The sequence below is a fragment of the Nocardioides sp. genome (assembly GCF_036401255.1).
GTDB lineage: Bacteria > Actinomycetota > Actinomycetes > Propionibacteriales > Nocardioidaceae > Nocardioides.
The window spans coordinates 1-26,387 of sequence record NZ_DASWVI010000040.1; the positions used below are offsets into that span (position 1 = coordinate 1).

28 protein-coding genes are annotated in these 26,387 nt (G+C 72.6%); 16 read left to right on the forward strand and 12 right to left on the reverse strand.

Features of this window, described 5'->3' with window-relative positions:
* The first annotated feature begins 81 nt into the window (after nucleotides 1–81).
* From VGD85_RS01805 to uvrA, 4 genes are all read left to right on the forward strand, one after another.
* A complete protein-coding gene (locus tag VGD85_RS01805) occupies nucleotides 82–1,662 on the forward strand; it encodes a serine/threonine-protein kinase (RefSeq protein ID WP_331061740.1) in 1,581 nt (526 codons plus the stop codon).
* Between the two features lie 134 nt (nucleotides 1,663–1,796).
* Complete coding sequence (gene cimA / locus VGD85_RS01810; protein WP_331061741.1) at nucleotides 1,797–3,389, forward strand: citramalate synthase; 1,593 nt, start codon at nucleotides 1,797–1,799, stop codon at nucleotides 3,387–3,389.
* Between the two features lie 99 nt (nucleotides 3,390–3,488).
* Entirely contained in the window at nucleotides 3,489–4,301 is an 813-nt protein-coding gene (locus tag VGD85_RS01815) for a phosphatase PAP2 family protein (RefSeq protein ID WP_331061742.1), read from the forward strand.
* A 37-nt stretch (nucleotides 4,302–4,338) separates the two neighbouring features.
* Nucleotides 4,339–6,702, forward strand: a complete 2,364-nt coding sequence (gene uvrA, locus VGD85_RS01820; protein WP_331061743.1) for an excinuclease ABC subunit UvrA — start codon at nucleotides 4,339–4,341, stop codon at nucleotides 6,700–6,702.
* Between the two features lie 12 nt (nucleotides 6,703–6,714).
* Here the strand turns inward: uvrA and VGD85_RS01825 are convergent, their stop codons facing one another.
* Nucleotides 6,715–7,320, reverse strand: a complete 606-nt coding sequence (locus VGD85_RS01825) for a helix-turn-helix domain-containing protein (RefSeq protein ID WP_331061744.1) — start codon at nucleotides 7,318–7,320, stop codon at nucleotides 6,715–6,717.
* Nucleotides 7,321–7,396: 76 nt separating this feature from the next.
* Between VGD85_RS01825 and VGD85_RS01830 the strand changes: the two genes are divergently transcribed.
* From VGD85_RS01830 to VGD85_RS01845, 4 genes are read left to right on the forward strand one after another with little or no spacing between them, the layout of a single operon-like run.
* A complete protein-coding gene (locus VGD85_RS01830; protein WP_331061745.1) occupies nucleotides 7,397–7,945 on the forward strand; it encodes an NAD(P)H-dependent oxidoreductase in 549 nt (182 codons plus the stop codon).
* 29 nt (nucleotides 7,946–7,974) lie between these two features.
* A complete protein-coding gene (locus tag VGD85_RS01835) occupies nucleotides 7,975–9,378 on the forward strand; it encodes an amidase (protein WP_331061746.1) in 1,404 nt (467 codons plus the stop codon).
* Nucleotides 9,379–9,384: 6 nt separating this feature from the next.
* Nucleotides 9,385–9,906 carry a GNAT family N-acetyltransferase gene (locus VGD85_RS01840; protein ID WP_331061747.1) on the forward strand — a complete coding sequence of 174 codons (522 nt, stop codon included), beginning with the start codon at nucleotides 9,385–9,387 and terminating at the stop codon, nucleotides 9,904–9,906.
* A gap of 15 nt (nucleotides 9,907–9,921) precedes the next feature.
* Entirely contained in the window at nucleotides 9,922–10,578 is a 657-nt protein-coding gene (locus VGD85_RS01845) for an SDR family oxidoreductase (protein ID WP_331061748.1), read from the forward strand.
* Between the two features lie 21 nt (nucleotides 10,579–10,599).
* Here the strand turns inward: VGD85_RS01845 and VGD85_RS01850 are convergent, their stop codons facing one another.
* Nucleotides 10,600–11,751, reverse strand: coding sequence for an ROK family transcriptional regulator (locus tag VGD85_RS01850; RefSeq protein WP_331061749.1), 1,152 nt, complete (start codon nucleotides 11,749–11,751; stop codon nucleotides 10,600–10,602).
* 85 nt (nucleotides 11,752–11,836) lie between these two features.
* On the opposite strand from VGD85_RS01850, the gene VGD85_RS01855 reads away from it, so the two are divergent.
* The 6 genes from VGD85_RS01855 (at nucleotide 11,837) to VGD85_RS01880 (ending at nucleotide 17,857) form a co-directional block, all read left to right on the forward strand.
* Nucleotides 11,837–13,171, forward strand: coding sequence for an extracellular solute-binding protein (locus tag VGD85_RS01855; RefSeq protein ID WP_331061750.1), 1,335 nt, complete (start codon nucleotides 11,837–11,839; stop codon nucleotides 13,169–13,171).
* A 2-nt stretch (nucleotides 13,172–13,173) separates the two neighbouring features.
* Nucleotides 13,174–14,112, forward strand: coding sequence for a sugar ABC transporter permease (locus VGD85_RS01860; RefSeq protein ID WP_331061751.1), 939 nt, complete (start codon nucleotides 13,174–13,176; stop codon nucleotides 14,110–14,112).
* Nucleotides 14,109–14,963, forward strand: coding sequence for a carbohydrate ABC transporter permease (locus VGD85_RS01865; RefSeq protein WP_331061752.1), 855 nt, complete (start codon nucleotides 14,109–14,111; stop codon nucleotides 14,961–14,963). The genes VGD85_RS01860 and VGD85_RS01865 overlap by 4 nt, the downstream gene beginning before the upstream one ends.
* Nucleotides 14,964–14,968: 5 nt before the next feature.
* The gene (locus VGD85_RS01870; protein WP_331061753.1) at nucleotides 14,969–15,958 is read left to right on the forward strand and encodes an SIS domain-containing protein; all 990 of its coding nucleotides are present in this window, start codon (nucleotides 14,969–14,971) and stop codon (nucleotides 15,956–15,958) included.
* A complete protein-coding gene (locus tag VGD85_RS01875) occupies nucleotides 15,955–16,902 on the forward strand; it encodes a carbohydrate kinase family protein (protein ID WP_331061754.1) in 948 nt (315 codons plus the stop codon). The genes VGD85_RS01870 and VGD85_RS01875 overlap by 4 nt, the downstream gene beginning before the upstream one ends.
* Before the next feature lie 112 nt (nucleotides 16,903–17,014).
* Nucleotides 17,015–17,857: a Cof-type HAD-IIB family hydrolase gene (locus VGD85_RS01880; protein ID WP_331061755.1), complete on the forward strand. Its 843-nt coding sequence runs from the start codon at nucleotides 17,015–17,017 to the stop codon at nucleotides 17,855–17,857.
* A gap of 49 nt (nucleotides 17,858–17,906) precedes the next feature.
* On the opposite strand, the gene VGD85_RS01885 is transcribed toward VGD85_RS01880, so the two are convergent.
* The 3 genes from VGD85_RS01885 to VGD85_RS01895 are packed head-to-tail and all read right to left on the reverse strand — an operon-like array spanning nucleotide 17,907 to nucleotide 20,157.
* The gene (locus VGD85_RS01885) at nucleotides 17,907–19,082 is read right to left on the reverse strand and encodes an NAD(P)/FAD-dependent oxidoreductase (protein ID WP_331061756.1); all 1,176 of its coding nucleotides are present in this window, start codon (nucleotides 19,080–19,082) and stop codon (nucleotides 17,907–17,909) included.
* Nucleotides 19,079–19,714 (reverse strand): GTP cyclohydrolase I FolE, encoded by a 636-nt coding sequence (gene folE / locus VGD85_RS01890; RefSeq protein WP_331061757.1) that lies wholly within the window; start codon nucleotides 19,712–19,714, stop codon nucleotides 19,079–19,081. Before folE ends, VGD85_RS01885 begins: the two co-directional genes overlap by 4 nt.
* Entirely contained in the window at nucleotides 19,711–20,157 is a 447-nt protein-coding gene (locus tag VGD85_RS01895; protein ID WP_331061758.1) for a hypothetical protein, read from the reverse strand. Before VGD85_RS01895 ends, folE begins: the two co-directional genes overlap by 4 nt.
* 82 nt (nucleotides 20,158–20,239) lie before the next feature.
* Here VGD85_RS01895 and VGD85_RS01900 point away from each other — a divergent pair, with 82 nt between their 5' ends.
* The gene (locus VGD85_RS01900) at nucleotides 20,240–20,920 is read left to right on the forward strand and encodes a helix-turn-helix transcriptional regulator (protein WP_331061759.1); all 681 of its coding nucleotides are present in this window, start codon (nucleotides 20,240–20,242) and stop codon (nucleotides 20,918–20,920) included.
* 3 nt (nucleotides 20,921–20,923) lie between these two features.
* Here the strand turns inward: VGD85_RS01900 and VGD85_RS01905 are convergent, their stop codons facing one another.
* The 3 genes from VGD85_RS01905 to VGD85_RS01915 are packed head-to-tail and all read right to left on the reverse strand — an operon-like array spanning nucleotide 20,924 to nucleotide 22,849.
* The gene (locus tag VGD85_RS01905; RefSeq protein WP_331061760.1) at nucleotides 20,924–21,538 is read right to left on the reverse strand and encodes an energy-coupling factor transporter transmembrane protein EcfT; all 615 of its coding nucleotides are present in this window, start codon (nucleotides 21,536–21,538) and stop codon (nucleotides 20,924–20,926) included.
* Nucleotides 21,535–22,227, reverse strand: a complete 693-nt coding sequence (locus VGD85_RS01910; RefSeq protein WP_331061761.1) for an ABC transporter ATP-binding protein — start codon at nucleotides 22,225–22,227, stop codon at nucleotides 21,535–21,537. The genes VGD85_RS01905 and VGD85_RS01910 overlap by 4 nt, the downstream gene beginning before the upstream one ends.
* 7 nt (nucleotides 22,228–22,234) lie before the next feature.
* Nucleotides 22,235–22,849, reverse strand: coding sequence for a biotin transporter BioY (locus tag VGD85_RS01915; protein ID WP_331061762.1), 615 nt, complete (start codon nucleotides 22,847–22,849; stop codon nucleotides 22,235–22,237).
* A 120-nt stretch (nucleotides 22,850–22,969) separates the two neighbouring features.
* Between VGD85_RS01915 and VGD85_RS01920 the strand changes: the two genes are divergently transcribed.
* Nucleotides 22,970–23,527: a TetR/AcrR family transcriptional regulator C-terminal domain-containing protein gene (locus tag VGD85_RS01920; protein ID WP_331061763.1), complete on the forward strand. Its 558-nt coding sequence runs from the start codon at nucleotides 22,970–22,972 to the stop codon at nucleotides 23,525–23,527.
* Nucleotides 23,528–23,540: 13 nt separating this feature from the next.
* Here VGD85_RS01920 and VGD85_RS01925 read toward each other — a convergent pair whose 3' ends face one another.
* From VGD85_RS01925 to VGD85_RS01940, 4 genes are read right to left on the reverse strand one after another with little or no spacing between them, the layout of a single operon-like run.
* A complete protein-coding gene (locus VGD85_RS01925) occupies nucleotides 23,541–24,122 on the reverse strand; it encodes a pentapeptide repeat-containing protein (RefSeq protein WP_331061764.1) in 582 nt (193 codons plus the stop codon).
* The gene (locus tag VGD85_RS01930; RefSeq protein WP_331061765.1) at nucleotides 24,119–24,697 is read right to left on the reverse strand and encodes a M23 family metallopeptidase; all 579 of its coding nucleotides are present in this window, start codon (nucleotides 24,695–24,697) and stop codon (nucleotides 24,119–24,121) included. The genes VGD85_RS01925 and VGD85_RS01930 overlap by 4 nt, the downstream gene beginning before the upstream one ends.
* Before the next feature lie 4 nt (nucleotides 24,698–24,701).
* Nucleotides 24,702–25,223, reverse strand: coding sequence for a 2'-5' RNA ligase family protein (locus tag VGD85_RS01935; protein WP_331061766.1), 522 nt, complete (start codon nucleotides 25,221–25,223; stop codon nucleotides 24,702–24,704).
* A 37-nt stretch (nucleotides 25,224–25,260) separates the two neighbouring features.
* Nucleotides 25,261–26,301, reverse strand: a complete 1,041-nt coding sequence (locus tag VGD85_RS01940) for an SLAC1 anion channel family protein (protein WP_331061767.1) — start codon at nucleotides 26,299–26,301, stop codon at nucleotides 25,261–25,263.
* Nucleotides 26,302–26,387: the final 86 nt, after the last annotated feature.

Sequence of the window (26,387 nt, forward strand, 5' to 3'; positions counted from 1 at the left end):
CCTGAGAGTGCGCCCTGGCGCACTGCCAGGCACACGCCGCGTCGCAGGCGTGGGACGGCCGTGGCGCCGTAGGCTCTGGCCGTGAGCACCGCACCCCGGCCCGAGCAGGCACCGCCCGGCCTGCGCGTCGGCGACTACACGCTGCTGGCCCGCCTCGGTGAGGGCGGGATGGGTGTGGTCCACCTGGCCCGCCGACCCGACGGCCACCGCGTCGCGCTGAAAGTGCTGCGTCCCCACATCGTGGGCGACGAGGAGGCCCGGCAACGGCTCGACCGCGAGGTCCACTCGCTGTCGCTGGTGCGCAGCAGGTGGGTCGCCGAGATCGTCGACGCCGACCCGTGGGCGCCGGTGCCCTACGTCGCCACCCGCTACGTGCCCGGCCTCTCGCTGCACGACCACGTGCGCGAGGAGGGGCCGATCGACGGCGCCGACCTGCTGTGGTTCGCCGGCTGCCTCGCCGAGGGGCTCGCCGCGGTGCACGAGGCCGGCGTGCTGCACCGCGACGTGAAGCCCTCGAACGTGCTGATGGAGGGGCGTACGCCGATCCTCATCGACTTCGGTCTGGCCCGCGTCGCCGATGACCCCAAGCTCACCCACACCGGCTGGCTGCTGGGCACACCGGGCTACCTGGCGCCCGAGATCCTCTACGGCGACGACGCGACCACGGCCTCCGACGTGCACTCCTGGGCGGCGACCGTGGCGTACGCCGGCACGGGTCACCCGCCGTTCGGCCGCGGGCCCTCGATGGCGATCATGGACCGGGTCCGGCGCGGCCAGTTCGACCTCGACGGGCTGCCGCACGACCTGCGTCAGGTGGTCGCCGCGGCCCTGGCGCCCGACCCGCACGAGCGGCCGACGCTGGAGCAGATCCTCGCCTGGCTGCGTCCGCTGACCACGAGACCGGGCGAGCGGCGTACGCCGCCCCCGACCGCCGCGCCGCACGACCCGTACACGGTGCCGCTCGCTCTGGCCGCGCAGGCGGCCGCCGACGACGCGACCGACGTGTGGCCGGGGCACAACGCCGCCGAGCCGCACACGCTCGCGCTGACGTCGTACGAGTCCGCTGACCACCCCGCCGCACCGGCCCCGGTGCCGTTCGGTGAGCGGGTCCGCCGCGCCGTGCTGCTCGGCGCCGTGGCGCTCGCCGCCGGCGCCGGGTGCGCGGCGTTCCCGTGGGTCACGCTCACGCTCCTGCTGGTCCTGGTCTGGCTGCTGCGCAGCGGATCGCTGGCCGGCTCCGCGCGTGACCTGCGCCGCGAGGCCCGCGGCCGCAAGTGGTACGACGGCGTGCAGCTGCTGTTCGCGGCGCCCTGGCACCTCGTGCAGTCGGTGCCCGGCACGCTGCTGCTCGCGCTGTGGAGCATCGGCCTGGCCGTCGCGGCCGCCCTGGTCTGCTACGCGATCGCCACCGGGATGGCGCTGGCGCTGTTCGTGTGCGGCACCGCGCTGACCGTGTCCTTGTGGCTGGGGCCCGGCGGCTCCCGGGTGCGCCGTCCGGTCTCCCGCGTGGTCAACCCGCTCGCCGCGGACCCCCGTCGCTGGGTGGTCGCCGTGCTGCTCGTGCTGGCCGCGGCCGCGGGACTGGGCTTCCGCGCCGACCTCGCCGGCACCACCTGGACGCCCGCCGACGGCCGGCCGAATGCCGAGATCCCTCGCCCGTGACGAGGTCCCCGTGGCACGATGAGTCCGTGCACCACCAGCAGATCATCATTTGCTAGCGCGTCGAGCTCCTGCCCGACGCGCCGACCTCTCGTCCCCGAGAGGTTTTTTTGTTGTCCGAACCCGAGAGAGAACCGATGGACCTGCACGGCGCCTTCCACGTCTACGACACCACCCTGCGCGACGGCGCCCAGCAGGAGGGACTCAACCTCTCCGTCGCCGACAAGCTCTCGATCGCGCGGCAGCTCGACGGGCTCGGGGTCGGCTACATCGAAGGCGGCTGGCCGGGCGCCAACCCCAAGGACACCGAGTTCTTCCGCCGGGCGGTGGCCGAGCTGGACCTCCAGCACGCGCGGCTCGCGGCGTTCGGCGCGACGCGGCGCGCGGGCGTGAAGGCCGCCGACGACCCGCTGGTCGCAGCGCTGCGCGACAGCGGCGCCAGCGTGGTGACGCTGGTCGCCAAGTCCCACGACCGTCACGTCGAGCTCGCGCTGCGCACCACGCTCGAGGAGAACCTCGCGATGATCCGCGACACCGTGACGCACCTGCGCGAGGAGGGACAGACGGTGTTCCTCGACGCCGAGCACTTCTTCGACGGCTACCGGGCCAACCGCGACTACGCGCTCGAGGTGCTGCGCACGGCGTACGACGCGGGCGCCGAGGTGATCGCGCTGTGCGACACCAACGGCGGGATGCTGCCGGCCTGGGTCGGCGACGTGGTCCACGACGTGCGCGAGAACGCCCAGGTCCGGGTGGGCATCCACTGCCACAACGACACCGGCTGTGCGGTCGCCAACACGCTCGCGGCCGTCGACGCGGGCGCGACCCACGTGCAGGGGACGATCAACGGCTACGGCGAGCGCACCGGCAACGCCGATCTCGTCTCGGTGGTCGCCAACCTCGAGCTCAAGCTCGACCGGCGGGTCCTGCCGCCCGGGCTGCTCACCGAGGCCACCCGGATCGCGCACGCGGTCGCCGAGGTCACGAACTTCCCGCCCGCATCGCGGCAGCCGTACGTCGGCAGCTCGGCGTTCACGCACAAGGCCGGCCTGCACGCCAGCGCGATCAAGGTCGACCCGGACCTCTACCAGCACATGGACCCCGCCGGCGTCGGCAACGACATGCGGCTGCTGGTCTCGGACATGGCCGGGCGGGCCTCGATCGAGCTGAAGGGCCGCGAGCTGGGCTTCGACCTCTCGGGCGATCGCGAGCTGGTCACCCGGATCACCGATCGGGTCAAGCGCCTGGAGAACCGCGGCTACACGTTCGAGGCCGCCGACGCCTCCTTCGAGCTGCTGCTCGCCGAGGAGGTCGAGGGCGTGCGTCCGTCGTACTTCGACGTCGAGTCGTGGCGGGTCATCACCGAGACCCTCGCCCGGCGCAGTGACGACGACGAGGCGGTCTCGGAGGCGACGGTGAAGCTGAAGGCCGGCGGGGTCCGCTACGTGGTCACCGGCGAGGGCAACGGCCCGGTCAACGCGCTCGACCACGCGCTGCGCGAGGCGATCGTGCAGGCCTACCCGCAGGTCGCGAAGTTCGAGCTGATCGACTACAAGGTGCGCATCCTCGACCAGGGTCACGGCACCGACGCGATCACCCGCGTGCTGATCGAGACCAGCGACGGCGAGAGCTCCTGGGTCACCGTCGGGGTCGGCGCCAACGTCATCGAGGCGTCGTGGGGCGCACTCGTCGACGGGCTCACGTTCGGCCTGCGCAAGCACGAGGCATAAGGGCCCGGGCCCAAATCCTTTCGTGCCCACGACCGTGTCGTGGGTAGGGTCGGTGGGTAGGACCGGTGGCGCCGTGCGGCGTCACCAACGACTGCACCGATGAGCACACTCGACGACTCCGACCAGATCCGGCCGGTCCGGGCCGCCCCTGCGCCCGCGCCCGCCCCGGTCGAGCGCGGCCGGCCCCGGGTCCCGGCCGGGGTGCGCCGGGCGGTGACGGAGCTCGCGCTCGTCGGCGCGCTGTTCGGGGTCTACAAGCTCGGCCGCGCGGTCGTGGCCGACGAGGTCGCCGCGGCGGTGGACCACGCCGACCTCGTGCATCGCGCCGAGGCCGCGATCGGGCTGCCGTCGGAGGCCGCGTTGCAGGCCGCGGTGCACTCCGAGCTGCTGCTGCGCGTCGCGAACGTCTACTACACCGGTGTCCACTTCCCGCTGATGATCGCGTTCCTGCTCTGGGGCTACCTGCGACGCTCGGAGCGCGAGTACGCCTGGGCGCGCAACCTGCTGATCCTCCAGACCGGCGCCGCGCTGGTGATCCACCTGGTGTTCCCGCTGGCGCCGCCGCGGATGTTCCCCACCTGGGGCTTCGTCGACACCATGACGATCTACGGCCCGTCGCCCTACGACGGCGCCAGCGGGGCGATGGCCAACCAGTTCGCCGCGATGCCCAGCCTCCACGTGGGCTGGGCGGTGCTGATCGCGTACGTCGTCGTCCGCACCGGCCCGCGGTGGCTGGGTGTCGTCGCGTCGGCGCACGCCGTCGTGACGACCCTCGTCGTGGTCGTCACCGCCAACCACTGGTGGCTCGACGCGTTCGTCGGCGTGGTCCTGCTGGTGTTCGCCGACCTCGTGCTGCGGTGGGCGGGTCGGGGACCGGCGGCGGCGCCGGTGCAGGTGGCGGTCGAGCCCTAGCCCGCTGCGCACCGCCTCCGGTGGGTACGTCGCGTCGGTGACCTCCGATGCCCCCGACCACCTGGTGCGCGTGCGCGGTGCCAGCGAGCACAACCTGCGCCACGTCGACGTCGACCTGCCCCGCGACGCGCTCGTCGTGTTCACCGGGGTCTCGGGGTCGGGGAAGTCGTCGCTCGCGTTCGGCACGTTGTACGCCGAGGCGCAACGCCGCTACTTCGAGTCGGTGGCGCCGTACGCCCGGCGGCTGCTGCAGCAGGTCGGCGCGCCGCACGTCCAGGAGATCACCGGCCTGCCGCCGGCCGTCGCGCTGCAGCAGCGCCGGGCCGCGGCGACATCGCGCTCGACCGTCGGGACGATCACCACGCTGTCCAACCTGCTGCGGATGCTCTACTCCCGGGCCGGCGACCACCCGCCCGGGGCCGACCACCTCGCGGCCGAGGCCTTCTCGCCCAACACCGTGGCCGGTGCCTGCCCGCGCTGCCACGGCCTCGGCGTCGTCCACGACGTCACGGAGGAGCTGCTCGTGCCCGACCCCTCGTTGAGCATCCGCGAGGGCGCGATCGCGGCGTGGCCGGGCGCCTGGCAGGGGGCCAACCTGCGCAGCATCGTGAGCGGGCTCGGCATCGACATCGACCGGCCGTGGCGCAGGCTGCGCAAGAGGGATCGCGACTGGCTGCTGTTCACCGACGAACAGCCCGCGGTGCTGATCAAGCCGGAGCGCGACCGCATCGACTACGGCTACTACGGGACGTTCTGGAGCGCGCGCAAGCACGTCATGCACGTGCTCGCCGACTCCAAGAGCGAGCGGATGCGCGAGCGGGCGCTGCGGTTCGTGGTGGATGCGCCCTGCCCCGACTGCCGCGGCAGCGGACTGCGCCCGGAGGCGCTGGCGGTGACGTACGCCGGCCGCTCGATCGCGGAGGTCAACGCCCTCTCGCTCGCGGACCTCGCGGCGCTGCTCCGGCCCACCGCCGAGCTGCCCGAGGAGGCCCACGAGGTCGCGGTCCGGATCTGCGCCGACCTGGTCGCGCGCCTCGAGGTGCTGCTCGACCTCGGGCTCGGCTACCTGAGCCTGGGCCGCAGCTCCACGACGCTCTCGCCCGGCGAGGCGCAGCGGCTGCGGATCGCCACCCAGCTGCGCTCGGGCCTGTTCGGTGTCGTCTACGTGCTCGACGAGCCGTCCGCGGGCCTGCACCCGGCGGACGCCGAGCCGCTGCTCGAGGTGCTCGACCGACTGTTGGCCTCGGGCAACTCGCTGTTCGTGGTCGAGCACGACCTCGACGTGGTGCGCCGTGCCGACTGGGTCGTCGACATCGGCCCCGGCGCCGGCGAGCGCGGCGGCCGGGTGCTCTACAGCGGGCCCGTTGCGGGGCTCGAGACCGTCGAGGACTCGGCGACCGGCGCCTATCTGTTCGGCCGCGCGCAGCGGCTCGAGCACGAGGTGCGTGAGCCCCAGGGATGGCTGCGGCTCACCGGCGTGACCCGGCACAACCTGCGTGACGTCTCGGCCGACATCCCGCTGTGCGTGCTGACCGCGGTGACCGGCGTCTCGGGCTCGGGGAAGTCGACGCTGGTCAGCCAGGTCCTCGCCGAGGACCCCGAGGCCGCCGAGTCGTTCGACCGGTTGGTCGTCGTCGACCAGCGGCCGATCGGGCGCACCCCGCGCTCCAACCTGGCGACGTACACCGGGCTGTTCGACGCCGTGCGCAGGGTGTTCGCCGCGACCGACGAGGCGCAGGAGCGCGGGTACGGCGCCGGCCGGTTCTCGTTCAACGTCCCCGAGGGTCGCTGCGAGACCTGCCAGGGGGAGGGGTTCGTCGCCGTCGAGCTGATGTTCCTGCCCGGGACCTACGCACCCTGCCCGGCGTGCCACGGCGCCCGCTACGACGACGAGACCCTCGAGGTGACCTACCGCGGCAAGAACGTCGCGGAGGTGCTGGCGCTCTCGGTGGACGAGGCCGCCGGGTTCCTGGCCGACGTGCCCGTGGCCGCCCGGAGCCTCGCGACGCTGCGCGACGTGGGGCTGGGCTATCTGCGCCTCGGCCAGCCCGCGACCGAGCTCAGCGGAGGTGAGGCGCAGCGCATCAAGCTGGCCACCGAGCTCCAGCGCGCGCGGCGCGGCCACGCGCTGTACCTGCTCGACGAGCCGACCTCGGGTCTGCATCCCGCGGACACCGCCCTGCTGCTGCGCCAGCTGCACCGGCTCGTCGACGCCGGCAACACCGTGGTGCTGGTCGAGCACGACCTCGATGCGATCGCCACCGCCGACTGGGTCATCGACCTCGGGCCCGGTGGGGGAGACGCGGGCGGCCGGGTCGTGGCCACCGGGACGCCGGCCGAGGTCGCGCGGACCGAGGGCAGCGCGACCGCGCCGTACCTCGCCCGGCGCCTCGCCCGGTGATCCAGCCGCGCCCTAGCCGGCGTTCGGGCCCACGATCCGTCGGGCCAGGTCGACCCAGCCGGCGTAGACCCGGTCCAGCGGGAACCCGTCGAGCTCGATCTGCTGGTCGAGGATCGGGATCTCCATCGGCGCCAGGAGCGCGGTCGCGAGGATCGGCAGGTCGCCGGTGACTTCGAGCTCGGAGAGCAGGTAGCGCACGTGCATGGCGACCAGGGAGTACGCCGCGGACGACCGGCTGCCCTCCGCCCCGGCGGCCCGGATCAGGTCCGCGTGCAGCAGCGTGGTCTCCAGGCGCGACCACCCGAAGGCGACCAGCCGGTCCCACGGCGGCGCACCGGGCCCCAGCGGCGGCGGCCCGAACATGAGCTGCCGCTGCCACTCCGTCTCGGAGTGGTCGAGGACCGCCGCCATCAGGCCCTCCTTGGAGCCGAACCGCCGGAAGACCGTGCCCTTGCCGACGCCGGCGGCCGCGGCCACCGCGTCCATCGTCACCGCGTGGACGCCGTCGCGCTCGACGAGCTCTCGGGCCGCCGCCAGCAGCGCCTCGCGGTTGCGCGCGGCGTCGCGGCGCTCGGGCGGCGGGCCGGTGAGCAGGGGGAGGACGCGGGGCTCGGACATGACGTCGCACAGCCTAGGGAGAAGCCGATCGGGACGCCCGGGAATACAAAGCGGACCACGGTCCGTTTCGACTCGCATGACCAACACCATCGCTGTCCTCGTCGGCAGCCTCCGCACCGACTCCGTCAACCGCAAGATCGCCGAGATCCTCCGCGACCAGGCCCCCGAGGGTGTGACCGTGGACATCGTCGACGGCCTCGCGGACGTGCCGTTCTACAACGAGGACCTCGACAACCCCTCCGACATCCCCGCGTCCGCCGTCCGCCTGCGTGAGCGGGTCGCCGCCGCCGACCGCGTCCTCGCCGTGACGCCCGAGTACAACGGCACGATGCCCGCCGTGCTCAACAACGCGATCGACTGGCTCTCGCGGCCCTACGGCGCCGGCGCGATGGTCGGCAAGCCTTTCGGCGTGGTCGGCGCGACCCCCACGCCGTACGGCGGCAAGTGGGCGCACGCCGACGCCGTGCGCTCCGCTCGGGTCGCGGGCGCGGTCGTCGTCGAGGACATCACGGTGTCCCAGCCGACCGTGGACGTCGACGTCCTGCACGACGCCGAGGTGCTCGACCGCCTGCACGGCGCGGTCCGTGCCCTCGCGGAGTACGACGCCGCCGGCACCGCTGCCTGAGCCCGCCCTCCAGCGGCTAACGTCGGGTCGTGGCCGAACTCCATGACCTGACCGCACTCGAGCAGGGCGAGCTGGTCCGCCGGCGCGAGGTCTCCCCGCGCGAGCTCGCCGACCACTACCTCGAACGCGCCGACCGTCTCGACACGGTCGGTGCGTTCGTCACGCTCACCCCCGAACGCGCCCGCGACCGGGCCACCTCGCTCGCCGACGAGGCCGAGCAGCACGACTCGCCGCTGTTCGGCGTGCCGACGGCGATCAAGGACCTGAACCTGACCGCGGGGGTGCGCACGACGTTCGGCTCCGCGGCGTTCTCCGACTTCGTGCCCGAGGTGTCCGACAACGTCACGCTGTCGATCGAGGCGGCCGGGATGGTGAGCCTCGGCAAGACCAACACCCCGGAGTTCGGCTCGCCTTGCTACACCGAGCCCGACGTCGCTCCGCCCGCGGTGACGCCCTGGGACCCGACCCGCACCGCCGGCGGATCCTCGGGTGGCGCCGCGGCCGCGGTGGCGGCCGGCCTGGTGCCGGTCGCGCAGGGCTCCGACGGCGGCGGGTCGATCCGGATCCCCGCCTCGTGCTGCGGACTGGTCGGGCTCAAGCCCAGCCGGGGCAGGATCAGCGGATCTCCGATGTACGGCGACGCGGTGGGCCTCGCGACGGCCGGGCCGATCTCCCGCACGGTGCGCGACGCGGCCGCGCTGCTCGACGTGCTCGCCGGGCGGCGGGTGGGTGACCCGTCCTGGGCGCCCCCTCCCTCCGGCACCTTCCTCTCCGCGTGCGACCGTGAGCCCGGCCCGCTGCGGATCGCGCGATTCATCGAGCCCGTCATCGCCGACGTCGAGGTGGACCCGGACTGCGTGCGGGCCTGGGAGGACGCCTCGCGGCTGTTGGAGTCGCTCGGACACGAGGTCGTCGACGTGCCCGTGCCGCTGCCGCGCGAGGCGGTGCCGGTCTTCGAGATCTGCTGGGCGGTGCTCACGGCGCTCTCGGTGGTCCCGCCGGAGCGCCAGCACCAGCTGCGGCCGCTGACCCGGTGGCTCTCGGCCGCCGGGCGCGAGGTCAACGGGCCGGAGTTCGGCCTGGCGATCGGCGCGATGCGCAGGCATGCCGCCGACGCGCTGACCGCGCTGGCGGCGTACGACGCCGTGCTCACCCCGACCCTCGCCACCCCGCCGGTGCTGGTCGGTGCGATGCGCGACGACGACGACCCGGCCGCGGACTTCCGCGCCCAGAAGGAGTTCACGCCGTGGACCTCGGCGTGGAACGTCACCGGAATGCCCGCGATCTCGCTGCCCCTGCACTGGACCGGGGACGGTCTGCCGGTCGGCGTGATGCTCGCGGCCCGGCCGGCCGAGGACGAGCTGCTGCTCTCGCTGGCCGCGCAGGTGGAGGCGGCCGCGCCGTGGGCCGGGCGCACGCCGCCGGGCTGGTGAGGACCGGTGATCAGACGCTCTCGCACCGCGGAGCTCACCGCCGCGGAGCTCGCCGGGATCCGGGCGCTGGTGGACGTGGCGTTCACCGACTTCAGCGACCACGACTGGGCCCACGCGCTCGGCGGCGTGCATGCCCTGGTCCTCGAGGAGGGCCCGGTGCTCGCACACGGGTCCGTCGTGTCGCGGCGGCTGTTCCAGGGCGAGCGGCCGCTGAGCTGCGGCTACGTCGAGGCCGTGGCGGTGCACCCCGACACCCAGCGCCGGGGTCTGGGGTCGGCCGTGATGGCCGCGCTCGAGGACCTCGCGCCGGCGTACGACCTGCTCGCGCTCAGCGCCTCCGAGCGCGGAGTGCCGCTCTACGTCTCCCGCGGGTGGTCGCTGTGGCGCGGACCGTCGTCGGTGCTGACGTCGGACGGTCCGGTGGCGACCCCCGAGGACGACGGGTCGATCTACGTGCTGGCCGGCGCCAGCGGGGTCGACCTGGACGGCCCGATCACCTGCGACTGGCGCCCCGGTGACGTGTGGTGACCCTAGGGTGACTCCATGAGCAGACCGGTGATCGTGGTCGTGGGGGCGGGTCCGGGTGTGAGCGGCTCGGTGGCGCGGGCGTTCGCCCAGGAGGGGTACGACGTCGCGCTGCTCGGCCTCGACGAGGAGCAGCTGCTGCGGCTGGCCGGCGAGCTGGAGGCCCTGGGGGCGACGGTCGGCCACGCCGTCGCCGACCTCACCGACGCCGAGGCCGCCGGCGCGGCGGTCCGCCGCTTCGGCGAGCACACCGGTCGCATCGACGTGCTGCACTTCAACCCCAGCGCGTTCCGCGAGATGGACCCGCTCGAGCTGACCGTGCCCGAGCTGCTCGAGGACGTGACGCTCGGCGTCGGCGCGCTGCTGGTCGCCGTCCAGGCGGCCCGGCCGTTCCTGACGGCCGGCGCCCGGGTGACCGCCACCGGCAGCATGGCCGCCGACCAGCCCTGGCACCGGGCCGCCTCGCTCGGCGTGCAGAAGGCCGGCCTGCGCAACCTCGTGCACAGCCTCGACGCCACCTTGGCCCCCGACGGCATCCGCGCCGTGTCGGTCACCGTGCGCGGCACCCTGGCGCAGGAGGGACCCTTCGCCCCCGACCGGGTCGCCGAGGCCATCCTCGCCGCCGCCCGCCAGGACGAGGCCGAGTGGCGCTCCGAGGTGGCCTACTCCGGCTGACCGGCTCCCGGGGGCGGTCGGTCAGCCCGCGGGCCCCTCCATCAGCTCGAGTCGCGCGGACTGTGCTGCCAGGTAGACCGCGCCGATGACACTGGCCCGGTCGCCGAGACCGGACCGGATCACCGAGGGCGGGAACGGGATCATCGCCTCCGTCAGGTGGGCGGCCCGCGCGATCAGCTGGTCGTTGTCGCCCACTCCGCCGGTGAGGACGACCGCCTCGGGGTCGATGATCGCGCCGATCGAGGCCACCACCGACGCGATCCGCGCGCACTCCTCCTCGACGAGTGCCACGGCCGGCTTCTCGCCGGCCGCAGCTCGACGGAACAGGTCCTCGACCGTCGTCGGCGGCTCCCCGGCCCAGCCCGGGCGCGACCTGGCATCGTGCAGCAGGCTCAGGCCACCAGCCTCGTCATGGGCGCGCGCGTCCACCTTGCGGCGCTTCCCGAACGGAGGGAGGAACGCAACCTCGCCCGCCGCGCCGTGCGCCCCGCGCATGACCCGGCCCTCGTGCACGATGCCGGCGCCGATGCCGGCGCCGACAGCCACCACGGCGAAGGTGCTGAGCTCGCGGGCGACCCCTCGCCACCGCTCGCCCATCGCGGCCAGGTTGACGTTGTTGTCCAGGACCACGGGGACGTGGAAGGCGTCCGCGAACGGCGTGTGGAAGTCGAACGGCTCGAACTGGTCGATGTTCGAGGCATAGCTGACGGTGCGTCCGTCGTGGGACAGGACGCCCGGCACGGAGACGGCGATCGTGTGGAGGGGGATGGCGGCCAGCCGCGAGGAGAGGAGCGTTGACCGGAGCAGCTCGGTCGCCTGGGCGACGATGGCGGGCCCGCCGGGGCGGGCGGTCGGCTGGTGCTGCTCGGCCACCAGCGTCCCGCGCAGGTCGGTGAGGACCACCCGGAGGTTGCTGCCGCCGATGTCGACGGCCGCCAGCGACCCGGCCTCCTCGGGGACCTCGTACAACGTGGCCGACCGCCCCGGCGCGCCGCTCTGCTGACCCACCGCACGCACTAGCCCGCGCTTCTCGAGCTGCTGGATCGCGGCGAAGACCGTCGGCCGGGACAGGCCGCTCGCCGCGGCGAGGAACGGACGCGTCACCGGCTTCTCGTGCTCGAGAAGGAGCCCGAGCACCTGGTCGGTGCTCGATCCGTGTGCTGCAGCGGTCACAAATCTCCCCTGTCGCCCTTGACGCCCTGTCGGCACGCTGAGAATATCCATTCAATAAGCAAGTTGCCTAACAAATGGAGACGTCATGAAGCCCACATCACCCTCCTCGGGCTCGCTCGCCGGCAACATCGCGCCCCGGCCCACGCGACGCGGACTGCTCGTCGGCGGCAGTGCTCTCGGGCTCTCCGGCATGCTCGTCGCCTGCGGGGTCGGCGGCGGGGGTGCGAAGAAGGGCGGCGGTGGCAGCGGCAGCGGCAGCATCCGCGCCCTGTTCATGCAGCAGGCCGGCTACTCCGAGGAGAACATTCAGGAGATGACGGCTGCCTTCATGAAGGCCAACTCGGGCATCAAGGTCACGGCCGACTTCGTCTCGTACGAGGCGCTGCACGACAAGACGGTGGCGGCGGCCCCGGCCGGGACCTACGACGTGGTGCTGATCGACGTGATCTGGCCGGCCGAGTTCGGCACCAAGAACATCGTCGCCGACGTCACGGACCGCTGGCCCGACGAATGGAAGCAACAGATGCTCGGCGGCGCCGTCACGACGCCGCAGTACGACGACAAGTTCTACGGGGTCCCCTGGATCCTCGACACCAAGTACCTCTTCTACAACACCGCCCAGCTCGAGAAGGCCAAGGTGGACCCCGCGCAGCTCGACACGTGGGACGGCGTGCTCACGGCCGCTCGTGCGCTCAAGCAGAGCGGAGTGAAGTACCCGCTGATCTGGTCCTGGCAGCAGGCAGAAGCGCTGATCTGCGACTACACCCAGCTCCTCGGCGCGTTCGGTGGCAGCTTCCTCGACGACGCCGGACAGCCGGCGTTCAACCAGGGCGGCGGCGTCGCAGCCCTGGAGTTCATGAGGCAGACCATCGTCGACGGCCTCACGAACCCGGCGTCGACGCAGTCGCTCGAGGAGGACGTGCGGCGCGTGTTCTCCTCGGGTCAGGCCAGCATCGCCCTGAACTGGACCTACATGTACGGGCTGGCGAACGACCCGAAGGAGAGCCAGATCCCGGGCGACGTCGCCGTCCTGCAGACGCCGAGCGGCCCGGTCGGCCGTCCAGGCGTCAACGGGAGCATGGCGCTCGCGCTCACCGCGACCAGCGAGAACCAGGACGCCGGCTGGAAGTACATCGAGTACCTCACCAGCCAGCCCGTGCAGAACAAGTACGCACTGAGCTCCCTTCCCGTCTGGGAGAGCTCGTACGACGACCCCAAGGTCGTCGAGACGAACCCCGCCGTCGTGCCGCAGGCGAAGAAGCAGCTCGGCGACATGATCCTGAGGCCCCAGGTCGCCAGCTACAACGCGATCTCGCAGGTCCTCCAGGCCGAGATCCAGAAGGCGCTGCTGGGTGACAAGGAGCCTCAGCAGGCCCTCGACGACGCAGCCTCCGAGGCCGCCAAGCTGCTGGAGTCCTGACGGTGAGGTCGACCGTCCGGGAGGCCGACCGGCCCCGGGCACGCCAGGGCACGGGACAGCAGCACGAGGGGCGCTTCGCGCTCCTCCTGCTGCTGCCCGCGGCCGTCGTCGTGTTCGGGGTCGTGATCTGGCCGGTCGTCCGGACCCTGGTGGTCTCGCTGTACGACGTCGACAGCGCGATGCCGGGCTCCTACCCGTTCGTCGGTCTCGACAACTACATCCGAGTGTTCCAGGACGACCGGTTCTACACCGTCCTCGGGCACACGATGTACTTCACCCTGGTGTCGACGTTCCTCGAGCTCGCCCTGGGGATCGCCGTGGCGCTACTGCTCAACTCGCCGTTGCGGGCCCGGTGGCTGTGGCGCAGCATCGTGGTCCTGCCGTGGGCGCTGCCGACGATCGTCAACGGCGCCCTGTGGCGATGGATCTACAACGGCCAGTACGGCGCGCTCAACGGACTCCTGGACACGCTGGGCATCTCGGATACGCCGACACAGTGGCTCGGCGAGCCCTTCCTGGCGCTCAACATGGTGATCATCGCCGACGTCTGGAAGAACACCTCGATCGTCGTGTTCTTCATCCTCGCCGGCCTGCAGACCATCCCCAGCGACCTCTACGAGGCGGCCCGCGTCGACGGCGCGGGTCCCTGGCGGGCGTTCTGGCGACTCACGATCCCGATGTTGGCGCCCTCGATCGCGGTCGTCCTGATCCTGCGCACGATCGAGGCGTTCAAGGTCTTCGACATCATCTACGTGATGACCGGCGGTGGGCCGGCGAGCGGGACGCAGACGATCGCCTTCTACACCTACCTCCAGGCGTTCTCCAACCAGCTCTTCGGGTACGGCGCCGCACTGGCGTACTTGATCGTGCTGGCCGTGTTCGCCCTCGCGATGGCCTATCTCCGGATCCTCAGGCAGAACCAGTTGGCGGGTGTCGAATGAGACCGAGCCGGGCCTACCTGATCTGGATCCACGTGGCGGCGGTCGTCATGGCGCTGGTGGTGCTGGCGCCGTTCGCCTGGTTGGTGATCTCCAGCATCTCGCCGTCCGCGGAGCTGCTGTCACCCCACCCGCACTGGTGGCCGGACCATCTGACCTTCGAGAGATACCGGGCGATCTTCGGCTCCGAAGGCGGGGGAGGCGACGTCGCCGCCAACTTCCGCAGTGCCATGATCAACAGCTTCGTGGTGGCGTCGGTGACGACCGCCGTGTCACTGGTCGTCGGAGTGCTCGGCGGATATGCGTTCGCACGGTTGACGTTCCGGTTCCGGCGCACCTCGCTGTTTGCCTTCCTCGCGATCTACATGCTGCCGCCGATCGCACTCGTGATCCCGCTGTACCTGGCACTGGCCAACCTCGGGTTGCTCGACACCAAGGTCGGCCTCGTCATCACCTACAGCTCGATCGTCACGCCGTTCTGTCTCTGGACGATGAGCAACTACTTCCTCAGCCTGCCTCGAGACCTCGAGGACGCGGCCCGGGTCGACGGTTGCAGCCGGATGGGTGCGCTCGTCTGGGTGATCCTGCCGCTCGCCAGGCCGGGCATCCTGACCACCGGGATGTTCGGGTTCCTGCTGGCCTGGGACGAGTTCCTCTACGCGCTCATCTTCACGTCGACCACGCAGGCCAAGACCATCCCGGTCGCGATCGCCGAGTTCACCGGCAAGCACTCCTCGGACTTCGGACTGATCGCCGCCGGTGGGGTGCTGGCCACCATCCCGCCCGTCCTCCTCGCGTTGGCCTTCCAGCGCTACATCGTGGGAGGCCTGACCTCCGGAGCAGTGAAAGGTTGATCGACATGCGATTCCCCGACGGCATCGAGGCGCAGCCGGAGGTGCTGCGGACGAGCGCGGCGGTGGTGCGCGGCACCCTCGACCACATCGCGCCGCTCGCCGAGGGTGCGGTAGTGGCGCTCGTCGGCATCGGTGCCAGCGAGCACGTGGCGCGGAGCGCGGCGCCGGTGTGGCGCAGTCTCGGCCTCAGGGCGTTCGCGCTCTCCGCCACCGAACTGGCGGGCGCGTCGGGTCCGGTCGCCGACGTCGTGGTGGCGATGAGCGAGTCCGGGCGCAGCTCGGAGACGGTGGCGGCGCTGGAGGCCACGACGGGACGTCGGATCGCGATCACGAACTTCACGGACTCCCCGCTGGCCGCGCTCGTCGACGAGGTCGTCGCGCTCGGAAGTGGACCGGACAGCCCGGTGTACACGACCGGGTACACCGCGACCCTCCAGGCCGTCGGGCTGCTCGGCGAGCACTGGGCAGGATCGGGGACCGACTGGTCCGCGTTGCCGGATCAAGCAGCGCGAGCGGTCGCCGAGGCGAAGCCGGTCATCGATTCGGTCGTGGAACGGTTCGACGAGGCCAGGATCATCGACGTCGTCGGTTCCGGCGCATCGCTCACCACTGCGGGCGAGGGAGCGCTGCTCCTGCGCGAGGCCGCCCGTGCCCTCACCGCGGCCCACGAGACCCACAACTACCTGCATGGGCCGATGGAGCCCCTCGACCCGAGCGTCGCGTGCGTCGTCGTCGGTGCAGGGCGCGAGCTCCGCCTTGCCCGGGAGGTGAGCGACCTCGGCTGCTGCACCCTCTTGGTCACGACCGAGACCGGCGTCGATGCCGACGACCGGCTCGCCCTGATCCGGCTCCCTGAGCCGCCGTCGCCCCTGGCGCGCAGCGTCTTGGAGATCGTTCCGCTACAGCTGCTCGGCTGGAGCCTGGCGAGTCGGCGAGGGTTGCATGCGGACGGCTTCCGCTACGAGCAGGACGACATCAAGCTGGGCAACCGATGACCCGGTCGGTCCATGTCCTGGGCAACGTCCAGCTCGACGTGATCGCCAGTCCGGTCACACGGCTGCCGGTCCCGGGGGGCGACGACGTCATCGACCACATCGCGGTCCGGCCGGCCGGAGCCGCCGGCAACGTGTCGCTCGCCCTGGCGGCGCTTCAGGTGCCGCACCGCCTCTTCGGGGCGGTCGGGGACGACCAAGCCGGGCGTTGGGTCGCCGCGGAGCTGCATCGGGCGGGGCTCGGGGACGACCTGCAGGTGGTCGCTGGCCAGGAGACCGGCATCTCGATCGCGCTCGAGGCGCCCGGTCGCGAGCGGGCCTTCCTCACTGCCCACGGGGTCCTGGCGAGCTACACCCAAGACGACGTCCCAGCCGACGCGACCGCGGCGGACATCCTGCTGTTGACCGGCTACTTCTCGCTGCCTGGGCTCCGGGGACCGGGCGCCATCGATCTCCTCGAACGCGCCCGCACGGACGGCGCGCTCACGGTCTTCGACACCGGCTGGGATCCCGACAACTGGGGGGGAGGCGCCGTGCAGGAGGTTCTCGCCATCCTGCCGTCGGTGGACATCTTCCTGCCGAACGAGCCCGAGGCCCAGGCTCTGACCGGCGAGCCGGATCCGGAGACGGCTGCGGAGACGCTGCAGCGACTCTCCGGCGGTTGGGTCGTCGTCAAGCTCGCCGAGCGCGGGCTGATCGCCCGCGGGCCGCAGGGGGAGCGGCTCCGGCTCGACGCTCCGCCGGTCGTGGCGAAGGACACCACCGGGGCCGGGGACAGCCTGGCCGCCGGGATGCTGGCCGAGCTCGTCGAGCATGACGACATGGCGCGAGCGCTGCGGACCGGTGTACGTGTGGCGTCGACGGTGATCGGACGAGACTCGCTGGCGCGCTACCCCGCTCGCGACGAGCTCCTGCGCGGCGCCGATCAGGTCACCGCCCCCTCTTGATCTCCACCTCGACCTGGACGACCGCAGGCGGCGCGGGCCGTGGGGCGGGGCGACGTCGCGGTCCCCGCGAGATGCCCGGCCCGGCTGGGAGCAGTCGCTGTGAGGGGGGCGCGTGCAGCGCGACCTGAGCCACGGACCGCGGGAGGGGTGGAACGCCGAGCCCCGGCTGTTCGCGCTCGACGTGGATGGAACCTTGCTCAGGAGCGACGGGTCCGTGGCCGACGAGACGCTGACCGCGATCCAGCACGTGCGCTCGCGGGGCGTCGAGGTCGTGCTCGTGACGTCGCGGGGGGCGGCGGCCGTGAGACCTGTGGCGACGCGGCTCGGCATGGGCGCAGCGGATGTGTTCATCTCCGCCCAGGGCGCCCTCACGGGCAGCTGGGCCCAGGGCTCTCGGCTCCTCGTCCAGGACCAGCAGCCCTGTCCGGTCACCCGAGCGCGTGCCGTGGTCGAGGCCGCGGTCACTGCAGGGTTCAGCGTCAGCTGGTTCGCCGGCGAGCACTGGTACGTGAGCCATCTCGACGCCACCATCGAGGAGGAGATCCGTGAGATCGGCGTGGTGCCCGAGGTGAGGCCGCTCCTGGCGGAAGAGCGAGGGCCGGACAAGCTGATGGTGATCGGTGAGCCGGACCGCCTCGAGGTCCTTCGCAATCTCGCGGAGCACCTCCCGTCCGGATTGACGGTCCAGGTCTCGAACCCGAACACCCTTGAGATCACCCGCTCCGGCGTGGACAAGGCAACCGGCCTGGCGCGGTACTGCACCCGCCGTGGCCTCCCACTTCGTGATGTCGTCGCCATCGGTGACGGGCCCAACGACCTCGACATGTTCGCACGCGTGGGCACCAGCATCGCGCCGGCGAACGCCCGCCCCGAGGTCCTGCGTGCGGCGACCCTGCTGACGCGGAGCAACGACGACCACGGCGTCGCCCTCGCGTTGCTCACCTTGGTTCCGTGACGCCGTTCGCGCTGAACCGGGCGGAGGCGGCGGCACTGGACGCGCTCGGTCAGGACAGCTCCGCCGGGCTCCTCCCGACCGCCGATCGCAGGGAGTCGCTCGCGTCCCAGTCGTTGACGTGCATCGCGGCGACGACGGTGCCGCCGGCGACCCAGAACGCGCGGAACACCCGCCCCGGCACGTCACCGTGGAGCACGACGTCGTCGTAGCCGTCCGGGCCGATGCTGCCGACGTACTCCATGCCGAGGTCGTACTGGTCGGTGAAGAAGTACGGCAGGTCGCTCGCCGCGTCCTCGACGTCCGCCATCGTGTGCCCGGCGACCCGGCCCTGGCGGATCGCGTTGTCCCAGTGCTCGACGCGCACCGAGCGGCCGAGCGCGGGGTGGTACGCGCGGGCGACGTCGCCGGCCGCGAGGACGTCGGGGTGCGCGGTCCGCATCCGCTCGTCGACCACGATCCCGTCGTCGACGGCGAGGCCGGCGGCCTCCGCGAGTGCGACGTCCGGGCTCGCGCCGATGCCGACCACCAGCAGGTCGGCGTCGACGTCGGGGGAGCCGTCCAGCGTGAGCCGGGCCCAGCGACCGTCGCCGTCGAAGCCGGTGACCCGCGCGCCGAGACGCAGGTCCACGCCGTGCTCGCGGTGCAGGTCGGCGAACACCGCCCCGATCTCGGGCCCGAGGGCCCGCAGCAGCGGCTGGTCGAGCGCCTCGAGCACGGTGACGTCCGCGCCGGCCGTGCGGGCCGCCGCCGCGACCTCGAGGCCGAGGAAGCCGCCGCCGAGGATCGCGATGCGGCGCCCGGGCGCCAGGGCCGAACGCAGCCGCTCGCTGTCCTCGCGGGTGCGCAGGTAGGCCACCGGGGCGCCGCTCTCGTCGGCCGCCGGCAGGTGCCGGGGGGTGGCGCCGGTCGCGAGCAGCAGCCTCGAGTAGGCCTGGCGCTCGGCGCCGGCGGTGACCGTGCGCGCGCCGGGGTCGATCGCCTCGACGCGGGTCCCGGTGCGGACCTCGACGTCGTGCTCGGCGTACCAGGCGGGCGGGTGCACCAGCAGGCTGTCGGCGTCCTTCTCGCCGGTCAGGTAGCCCTTGGAGAGGCCGGGTCGCTCGTAGGGCAGGTGTGGCTCGGCGGCGTAGAGCACGAGCTCGCCGTCGTACGCCGACTCGCGCAACGTCGCCGCGGCGGTGGCGGCGGCCAGGCCGCCGCCGACGATCACGATCGGTGTGCTCACGGCCGCCCGCCCTGCTCGCGTGCCAGGGACAGGAACTCCGCCCGGGCCGCGGGGTCGCGCAGCGTGCCGCGCAGCGCGGACGTCACGGTGCGGGTGCCCTGGGCGCGGGCGCCGCGCAGGCTCATGCACGTGTGCTCGGCCTCGACGACGACGCCGACGCCGCGGGGCTGCAGGTGTGTGGTGAGGTGGTCGGCCACCTCCGTGGTGAGCCGCTCCTGGGTCTGCGGGCGCCGGGCGACCAGGTCGACCAGCCGCGCGAACTTCGAGAGTCCCAGGATCCGTTCGTCGGGCAGGTAGCCGACGTGAGCGACCCCGACGAACGGCAGCATGTGGTGCTCGCAGACCGAGCGGACCGGGATGTTCGCGACCAGCACGAGCTCGTCGTAGTCCTCGGTGTTGGGGAACGTCGTGAGGTCGACGTCGGGTCCGGTCAGCAGCTCGTGGTACGCCGCGACCAGCCGCCGCGGCGTCTCGACCATCTCGTCGGTGCCGAGGTCGAGGCCGAGGGAGCGCAGCAGCGTCGCGGCGGCCTCCTCGGCGGCCTCGAGGTCGACCTCGGCCCGCGGCGGAGAGACCCGGGGGCGCCAGCGGGCGCGAGCCTCGGTCACGGCGTGACCGATCGGGAGGCTCATCGGATGCTCCAGCCGCGGCCGGCGCGGCCGGTGGCGAGCTGGGCGAGGGCGAGCGCGCCGACGAGCAGGCCGAAGTCGCGCAGCGCGATGTCGTAGTAGTCGCCCATCGAGACCAGGTCGACGATGATGCCGGCCAGCCAGAGCGCCACGACGTACCCGCCCAGGCGCGGCGCGAGCGCGACCAGCACGCCGGCGACGACCTCGATGACGCCGACGAGCAGCATCGCGTCGTGGGCCGAGCCCGGGACGATGTCGTTGATCCAGGGGGCGAGGTAGTCCTCCCAGTCGGTCAGCAGGCCCGCGAACTTGTCGAGGCCGAACGCGATCGGCGCGACCGTGAACACCGTGCGCAGCAGCAGGTAGGCGCGCTGGGCACCGGCGTCGGAGCCGGTCGGGCGGGGTGTCGTGGTCGGAGCGTGGGTGTCGGTCATCGCGATCTCCATCTCTAAAGGATTGTGTTTTAGACGTTAGAGATGCGATCCTTCTTTTGTCAACGGATCACTCTCTTAGAGATAGGGTCGGGTCGTGAGTCAGGACTTCGAAGCCGCGGTCAGCGGGGTCGGCGCACTGGCCGAGCCGGCACGACGCGCGCTCTACCTGTACGCCGCCGGGCAGCCCGAGCCGGTCAGCCGCGAGCAGGCCGCGGCCGCGTGCGAGCTGCCGCTGCACTCGGCGAAGTTCCACCTCGACCGGCTGGTCGAGGAGGGGCTGCTGGAGGTGGAGTACCGCAGGCTCTCGGGCCGGTCCGGGCCGGGCGCCGGCCGCCCGTCGAAGCTCTACCGGCGCTCGGCGCGCGAGGTGTCGGTGTCGTTGCCGGAGCGGCACTACGACCTGGTCGGCGACGTGCTCGCCAGTGCGATCGACGAGTCCGTCCGCACCGGGGCCCCGGTCCAGGACGCGGTCCTGGCCGTCGCCCAGGACCGCGGCCGCGAGCTCGCCGCGGCGAGCGCCCCGGTGCCGGGCAGCGATCTCGAGCGGACCGCGGCGGTGCTGGCCGAGCAGGGCTACGAGCCGCACCGGGACGGCGACACCGTCTGCCTCTCCAACTGCCCCTTCGACCGGCTCGCCCGCGACCACGTCGCGCTGGTGTGCGGGATGAACCTCGGCCTGGTCGGCGGCGTCGTCGACGGCCTGGGGTGCGACTCCGTCGACGCCGTCCTGGAGCCCGAGCCGGGGTTGTGCTGCGTGAAGGTCCGCAGCCGCTGAGGGTCAGTCGTCGCCGACGCCGCGAGCGTGCAGGGCGTCGCCGGTCTCGTGGGCGCGGGCGACGACCCGGATCACGAACGGTGTCAGGTAGGCCCGCGGGTGCCGGCCCAGGCCCCTGGCGCGGGCGGCGTCGCGGGTCTCGAGCGCGAGCGCGATGGTGCCGGGCAGGGCCTGGATCGCCAGGCCGATCGTCAATGCGACCCGGTCGGGGTCGACGCCCACCCGGCGCAGAGGCGCGATCCAGCGCACCATCGCGTCGAGGATCGCGTTGACGGGCGTCGTCGCCGAGACCGCGATGGCCGCCAGCGCCAGGGCGATCAGGTCGAGCAGCGTCTCGACGGCCTTCGCCGGCCCGCTGATCCACCACTGGAGCGCGGCCGCGATCACCGCGACGAGCAGCACCGCCCGCGTGGTGCGAGCCAGCGTCCGCAGCGCGACCCGGCCCAGGAGCGCCAGGGCCACGGCGATAACGAGGAACACGACCGCCGCGCGGGCATCGCGCACCAGCACGATCGTCAGCGACAGCAGGGCGAGGCCGCCGAGCTTCGCCCCGACCGGGAGCCGGTGCAGCACGCTGGTGCCGGGCTGGTAGACGCCGACCAGCAGCGGGTTGCTCACGCCATCACGCTCGCCACGTAGTGGTCGACCGCGGCCTCGGCGGGCCCGTCGTACCTGACCGCGGCGTCGTCGACGACCAGCACGCGGTCGCACCGGCTGGCCAGCTCGAGGTCGTGGGTGACCAGCACCAGCTGCTGGTCCAGGCCGAAGAGCAGGTCCGCCACCCGGCGGGTGTTGGCGAGGTCGAGCAGCGTCGTGGGTTCGTCGGCGACCAGCACGGCGGGCTCGACCGCGAGCACCCCGGCGAGTGCCAGCAGCTGCTTCTGGCCGCCCGAGAGGGCGTGCACGCTGACGTCCGCGTGCTCGGCCAGGCCGTGGCGGGCGAGCACGTCGAGCGCTCGCTGGTGCCGGGTCCGGGCGTCCTTGACCGTGCGTCGCAGCGACAGCTCGACGTCCTCGACGCAGGTCGGCATCACCAGCTGGGCGGCCGGGTCGGTGAAGCAGAAGCCGACCCGGCGCCGGACCTCGCGGCCGTTCCGGGCGACGTCGTGGCCGTCGACCAGCACCCGGCCGGTCGAGGGGAGGACCAGGCCGTTGACCATCCGCGCCAGCGTCGACTTGCCCGATCCGTTCGCGCCGATGATGCCGATGCGCCGCTCGACCAGCTCCAGCGTCGTCGGCTCGAGGACGACCCGGGGCCCGTCCGGGGCCTCGACGGTGAGGCCGGCGGCGTCGAAGACGATCGGCACGGCGCGGTCAGCCGCGGCGCAGGAGGTGGGGGAACGCCTTGTGGACCTCGGCGGCCACGAGCGCGACGACGAGGATCTTCACGATGTCGCCCAGCCAGTACGGCGCGTCCCACGTGAAGGCCGTCTGCCAGGAGATGTCCGCGAACACCTTCATGCCGAAGGCGCCGGCGATGTGGTTGACGACCATGCCGGGGACCGCGCAGAGGAAGACCCAGAGGGCCGCCGTCCGGTGGCCGCGCGCGACGTACTGCACCAGGAGCCCGGTGAGCAGGGCGGCGACCGGGAAGGACCACAGGTAGCCGGCGCTGATGCTGGTGAACGTCCCCAGGCCGGAGCTGTGCTCGGAGAAGACCGGCAGCCCGGCGGCGCCGAGGCCGAGGTAGAGGCTCACGGCGAGGAAGCCGCGCCACGGGCCGAGCAGGGCGCCGGCCAGCATCACGCCGAAGGTCTGGAGGGTGATCGCCACCTGGCCGCCGCCGACCGGGATGCCGCCGATGTAGGCGCACGCCGCGATCAACGCCGCGAAGGCGGCGATCAGGGCGATGTCGGTCGTGCTGGAGCGGCGGCCCGCTGCGGGAGCGTCGGCGGTGGTCGGGGTGTCGGCGGTCTCGGCCATGGTCATTGCTCTTGATCCTTCGGTCACGTACCTGAACGGTGGTCAGGTGAACGGTGTTCAGGTTAAGGTTCGTGACAGGGGCGGTCAACGGGCGTTCGGCCTCCAGGAGACCAGGAGAGGTGTGACATGCGCTACCACCGGGCCGATGTCGTCGACCGGGCGGTCGGGGTGTTGGACGCCTACGGGCTCGCCGACCTGACGATGCGGCGGCTCGGCGCCGAGCTCGGGGTCCAGCCGAGCGCGCTCTACCACCACTTCGCCAACAAGCAGACGCTGCTGGCCGCGGTGGCCGACGAGGTCCTCGCACGGGGCGCCCGCGCACCTCGCCCCGGCCCGTGGGACGACCGGGTCGCCGCGGTCTGTGGCGAGCTGCGCGACGCGATGCTCGCCTACCGCGACGGCGCCGAGCTCGTGGCGACGGCGTACTCCTTCGGGCTGGGCGCGAGCGGGCCGTACGACGAGCTGGTGACCGCGCTCGCGGACGGCGGGCTCGACCCGGTGCTGGTGCCGACCGCGGCGCGCACCCTGTTGCATTTTGTGTTCGGCCACGTGACCGACGAGCAGACCCATCTGCAGGCCGGGTCGGCCGGCGCGATCGACGACCAGCCGCGGGAGGGCTCCGACTTCGCGGTCGGGCTCGGGATCGTGCTCGACGGGATCCGGCTGCGCCAGCGGGTGTCGTAGGCGTCGACCGCGGCTACGGCTCGACGACGGCGCCGTGCTGCTCGGCCAGCAGCACCGCGCCGGTCAGGTCGAGCAGTGTCTTGCTCAGCCGGGCGGTGGTGAGGTCGACGCCGCTCAGGTCGGCGCCACGCAGGTCCGCCTCCGACAGGATCGCCTCGCGCAGCGTCGCCCCACCCAGCCGGGCGCCGCGCAGCGAGGTGCCGGTCAGGTCGCACATCGACAGGTCCGCCTCGCGCAGGTCCAGGTCGGCCAGGTCGAGGCGCGCGAGGACCGTGCCCCGCAGCGAGACCCCCAGCCACTGACCGCCGCGCACCGCCAGCGGCCGCATCGTGCACTGCGCGAACGTCGACCCGGTCAGCTTGCAGCCGTCGAGCATCGCGTCGAAGAAGCTCGAGCGCTGGAAGTCACAGCCCACGAACGCGGTCGCCACGTGGACCGAGGCGTTGAACCGGCAGTTGCGGAACGTGCAGTTCTCGAACGTAGCGCCGTTGGTGCTGGTCTCGGTGAGGTCGACGTCGTCGAACGTGACGCCGACGTACGACGCCGCGCCCAGGTCCTGGCCGTACCAGTCGAGGTGGTGCAGCCGATCGCTCATCGCGACTCCCGCGGCGTCAGCGCCAGCAGCTTGCGTGGCTTGACCGCCGTCGAGAGCCCACCCTCCACCGCGCGCTTCTCGAAGTGCAGGTGGCAGCCGTCGGGCGCGCCGCGGTCGTTGGCCCGGGCGAACATCGTGCCCTTCTTCACGGTGTCGCCGGGGCGCACGTAGACCTTGCGGGTGTGGCCGATGACGAGGTCGAAGCCGAGCTTGCGGCTGCGCAGCAGCACCGGGTTGTCGCCGTACGCCGGGCCGAGGGTGTCGGTGCGGATGGACCGCATCCGGACCGCGGCGTAGAGCGGGGTCCCGCACGGCATCGCGATGTCGAGGCCGTGGTGGAAGCCGCGGTTGTGACGGCAGCGCGGGTCGGGGGAGTAGTAGGGGGCGCGGGTGCAGCCGAAGGGGATCATGATCCGGTGGGCGCCCTTGAACCACGGGGACGTGTAGTGGGTCTTGTCCTTGGTGTAGAACACCCACCGCGGGTCGCGGGCGCTCGCGCTCCCGGCCAGAGTCGGGGCCAGGGTCGCCATCAGGGCGAGGGCGAGAGCGAGGGCGGCGAGGCGTCCGGGGCGCATGGCCTCACGCTAGCGGCCAGGACCGACGCGTGCCGCTCGCGTGCGGCTCGTACCACGCCAGGTCGAGCCGGGCGGCGCGGCAGCGCGCGGGCAGCACGCCCTCGAGCAGCGCGCGGGTCGAGGCCTCGGTGACGTCGGGCGAGAGCAGGTCGAGCGTGAGGTGTGGCGCGACGTCGCCGTACCTGCCCTCGTACGGCGGGTGCTCGGGGAACTCCGCCGCGAGCCGGGCCGTCAGCTTGCGGAACGGCTCGTCCGGCTCGGGCAGCAGGTGGATGATCCCGTCCGCGAACGTGTCCACGCGCTCGAGCACGAAGTCGAACGCCGGCGTCTCGGCCGCGATCGCCGCGATCCGCCGCTCGATGTCGGGGGTGGGCTCGTCGGCGAAGGGCCCCAACGCCGTCACGTGCGCGTGCACGTGGTCGGGGTCGGCGGAGAGGTAGGACGCGTCGTAGTGGATCGTCCGGCCGCGCACGAACTCCTCCAGCTCGGGCACCGGCACCTGGAGCACGGAGTGGCCGGGATACACCCGCACACCGTAGGACAACCGGCCCTGAGGCCGGCGCCTACTCCGGCACGCAGATCTCGCCGCGGACCATGCCGGTCACCGTGCGCGCCAGCAGGAGGACGACCAGGGCGCTGACGGCCACGAGGAAGGTCCAGGCGGCGATGGTGAGGAACCAGCCGCCGACCACGTCGCTCATGACGGTCGTCGCGGTGCTCAGGGCCGCGAGCGGGAACGCGTACGCCCACCAGGACAAGAAGAACGGCAGCTTGCGGAGCCGGTTCGCCTGGGCGGCGAAGAGCAGGGCGAAGAACAGCGCGGAGTAGTACAGGACCCGCGGCACCGGTCCGTCGGCACTCGCCGGGTCGAGGCGTTGGTAGGCCATCGCGGCGACCGCGGGCGGTGCGATGAGCACGGCGAGGGTCGGCAGCAGCCTCGGTGGCACCGGGCGTTCGTGCAGGAACAGCCGCGAGAGCACCACGGCGAGGAGAGGGAGCCAGAACATGACCCCGACGGCGAAGAAGAACCAGGACACGTCCGTGTCGGCGTAGGAGGTGCCGGCCAGGGGGACGACGATCATCCCGACGACGGGGATGAACCAGGCCGGGGTGACGTGGTCGGTCGTGAAGGTCGGACGGTTGATCCACGCGGAGAGCACGTAGAGGGTCAGTGCCAGCTGGCCGGTCGCGCCCACCCACCACAGCCCCTCGGCGAGAGTCGGCACGATGTCCTGACCGGCCGAGGCGACCAGCAGCATCCCGATGGTGGCGGTCGGCACGAACGAGAGCCGCACCGGGTGCGCGAGCTCCTCGCGGACCGCCTGCGGGTGGCGGGCGAGCTTGGCGAGGTAGGCGGCCAGCACGGCCGCGTAGACCGCGAGCGAGAGCCAGAACAGCGCCTCGGCGACCGGTGCCGGGGCGTCCAGGATGTCGGCGGCCCGGGCCCAGGCCAACGACAGCCCGGCGAGACCCATCACGGTGGCGAAGAACGTCACCGGGAAGTGGGCGAGGCGCGGGCCGACGGCCGGGTCGGGCTCGACGTAGGCCGTCGGGGCGCCGCCCCTGTCCGCGGGGCGGTCCTCCGGTGTGCTCGGGGTCCTCATGGAACGACCGTGCCGCGGCCGGCCGGGGCGCGGAAGGGCCGAACTGCCCGGGAGTCGCGTGATCGGCGTCGCCCCGCGCCCCGCTC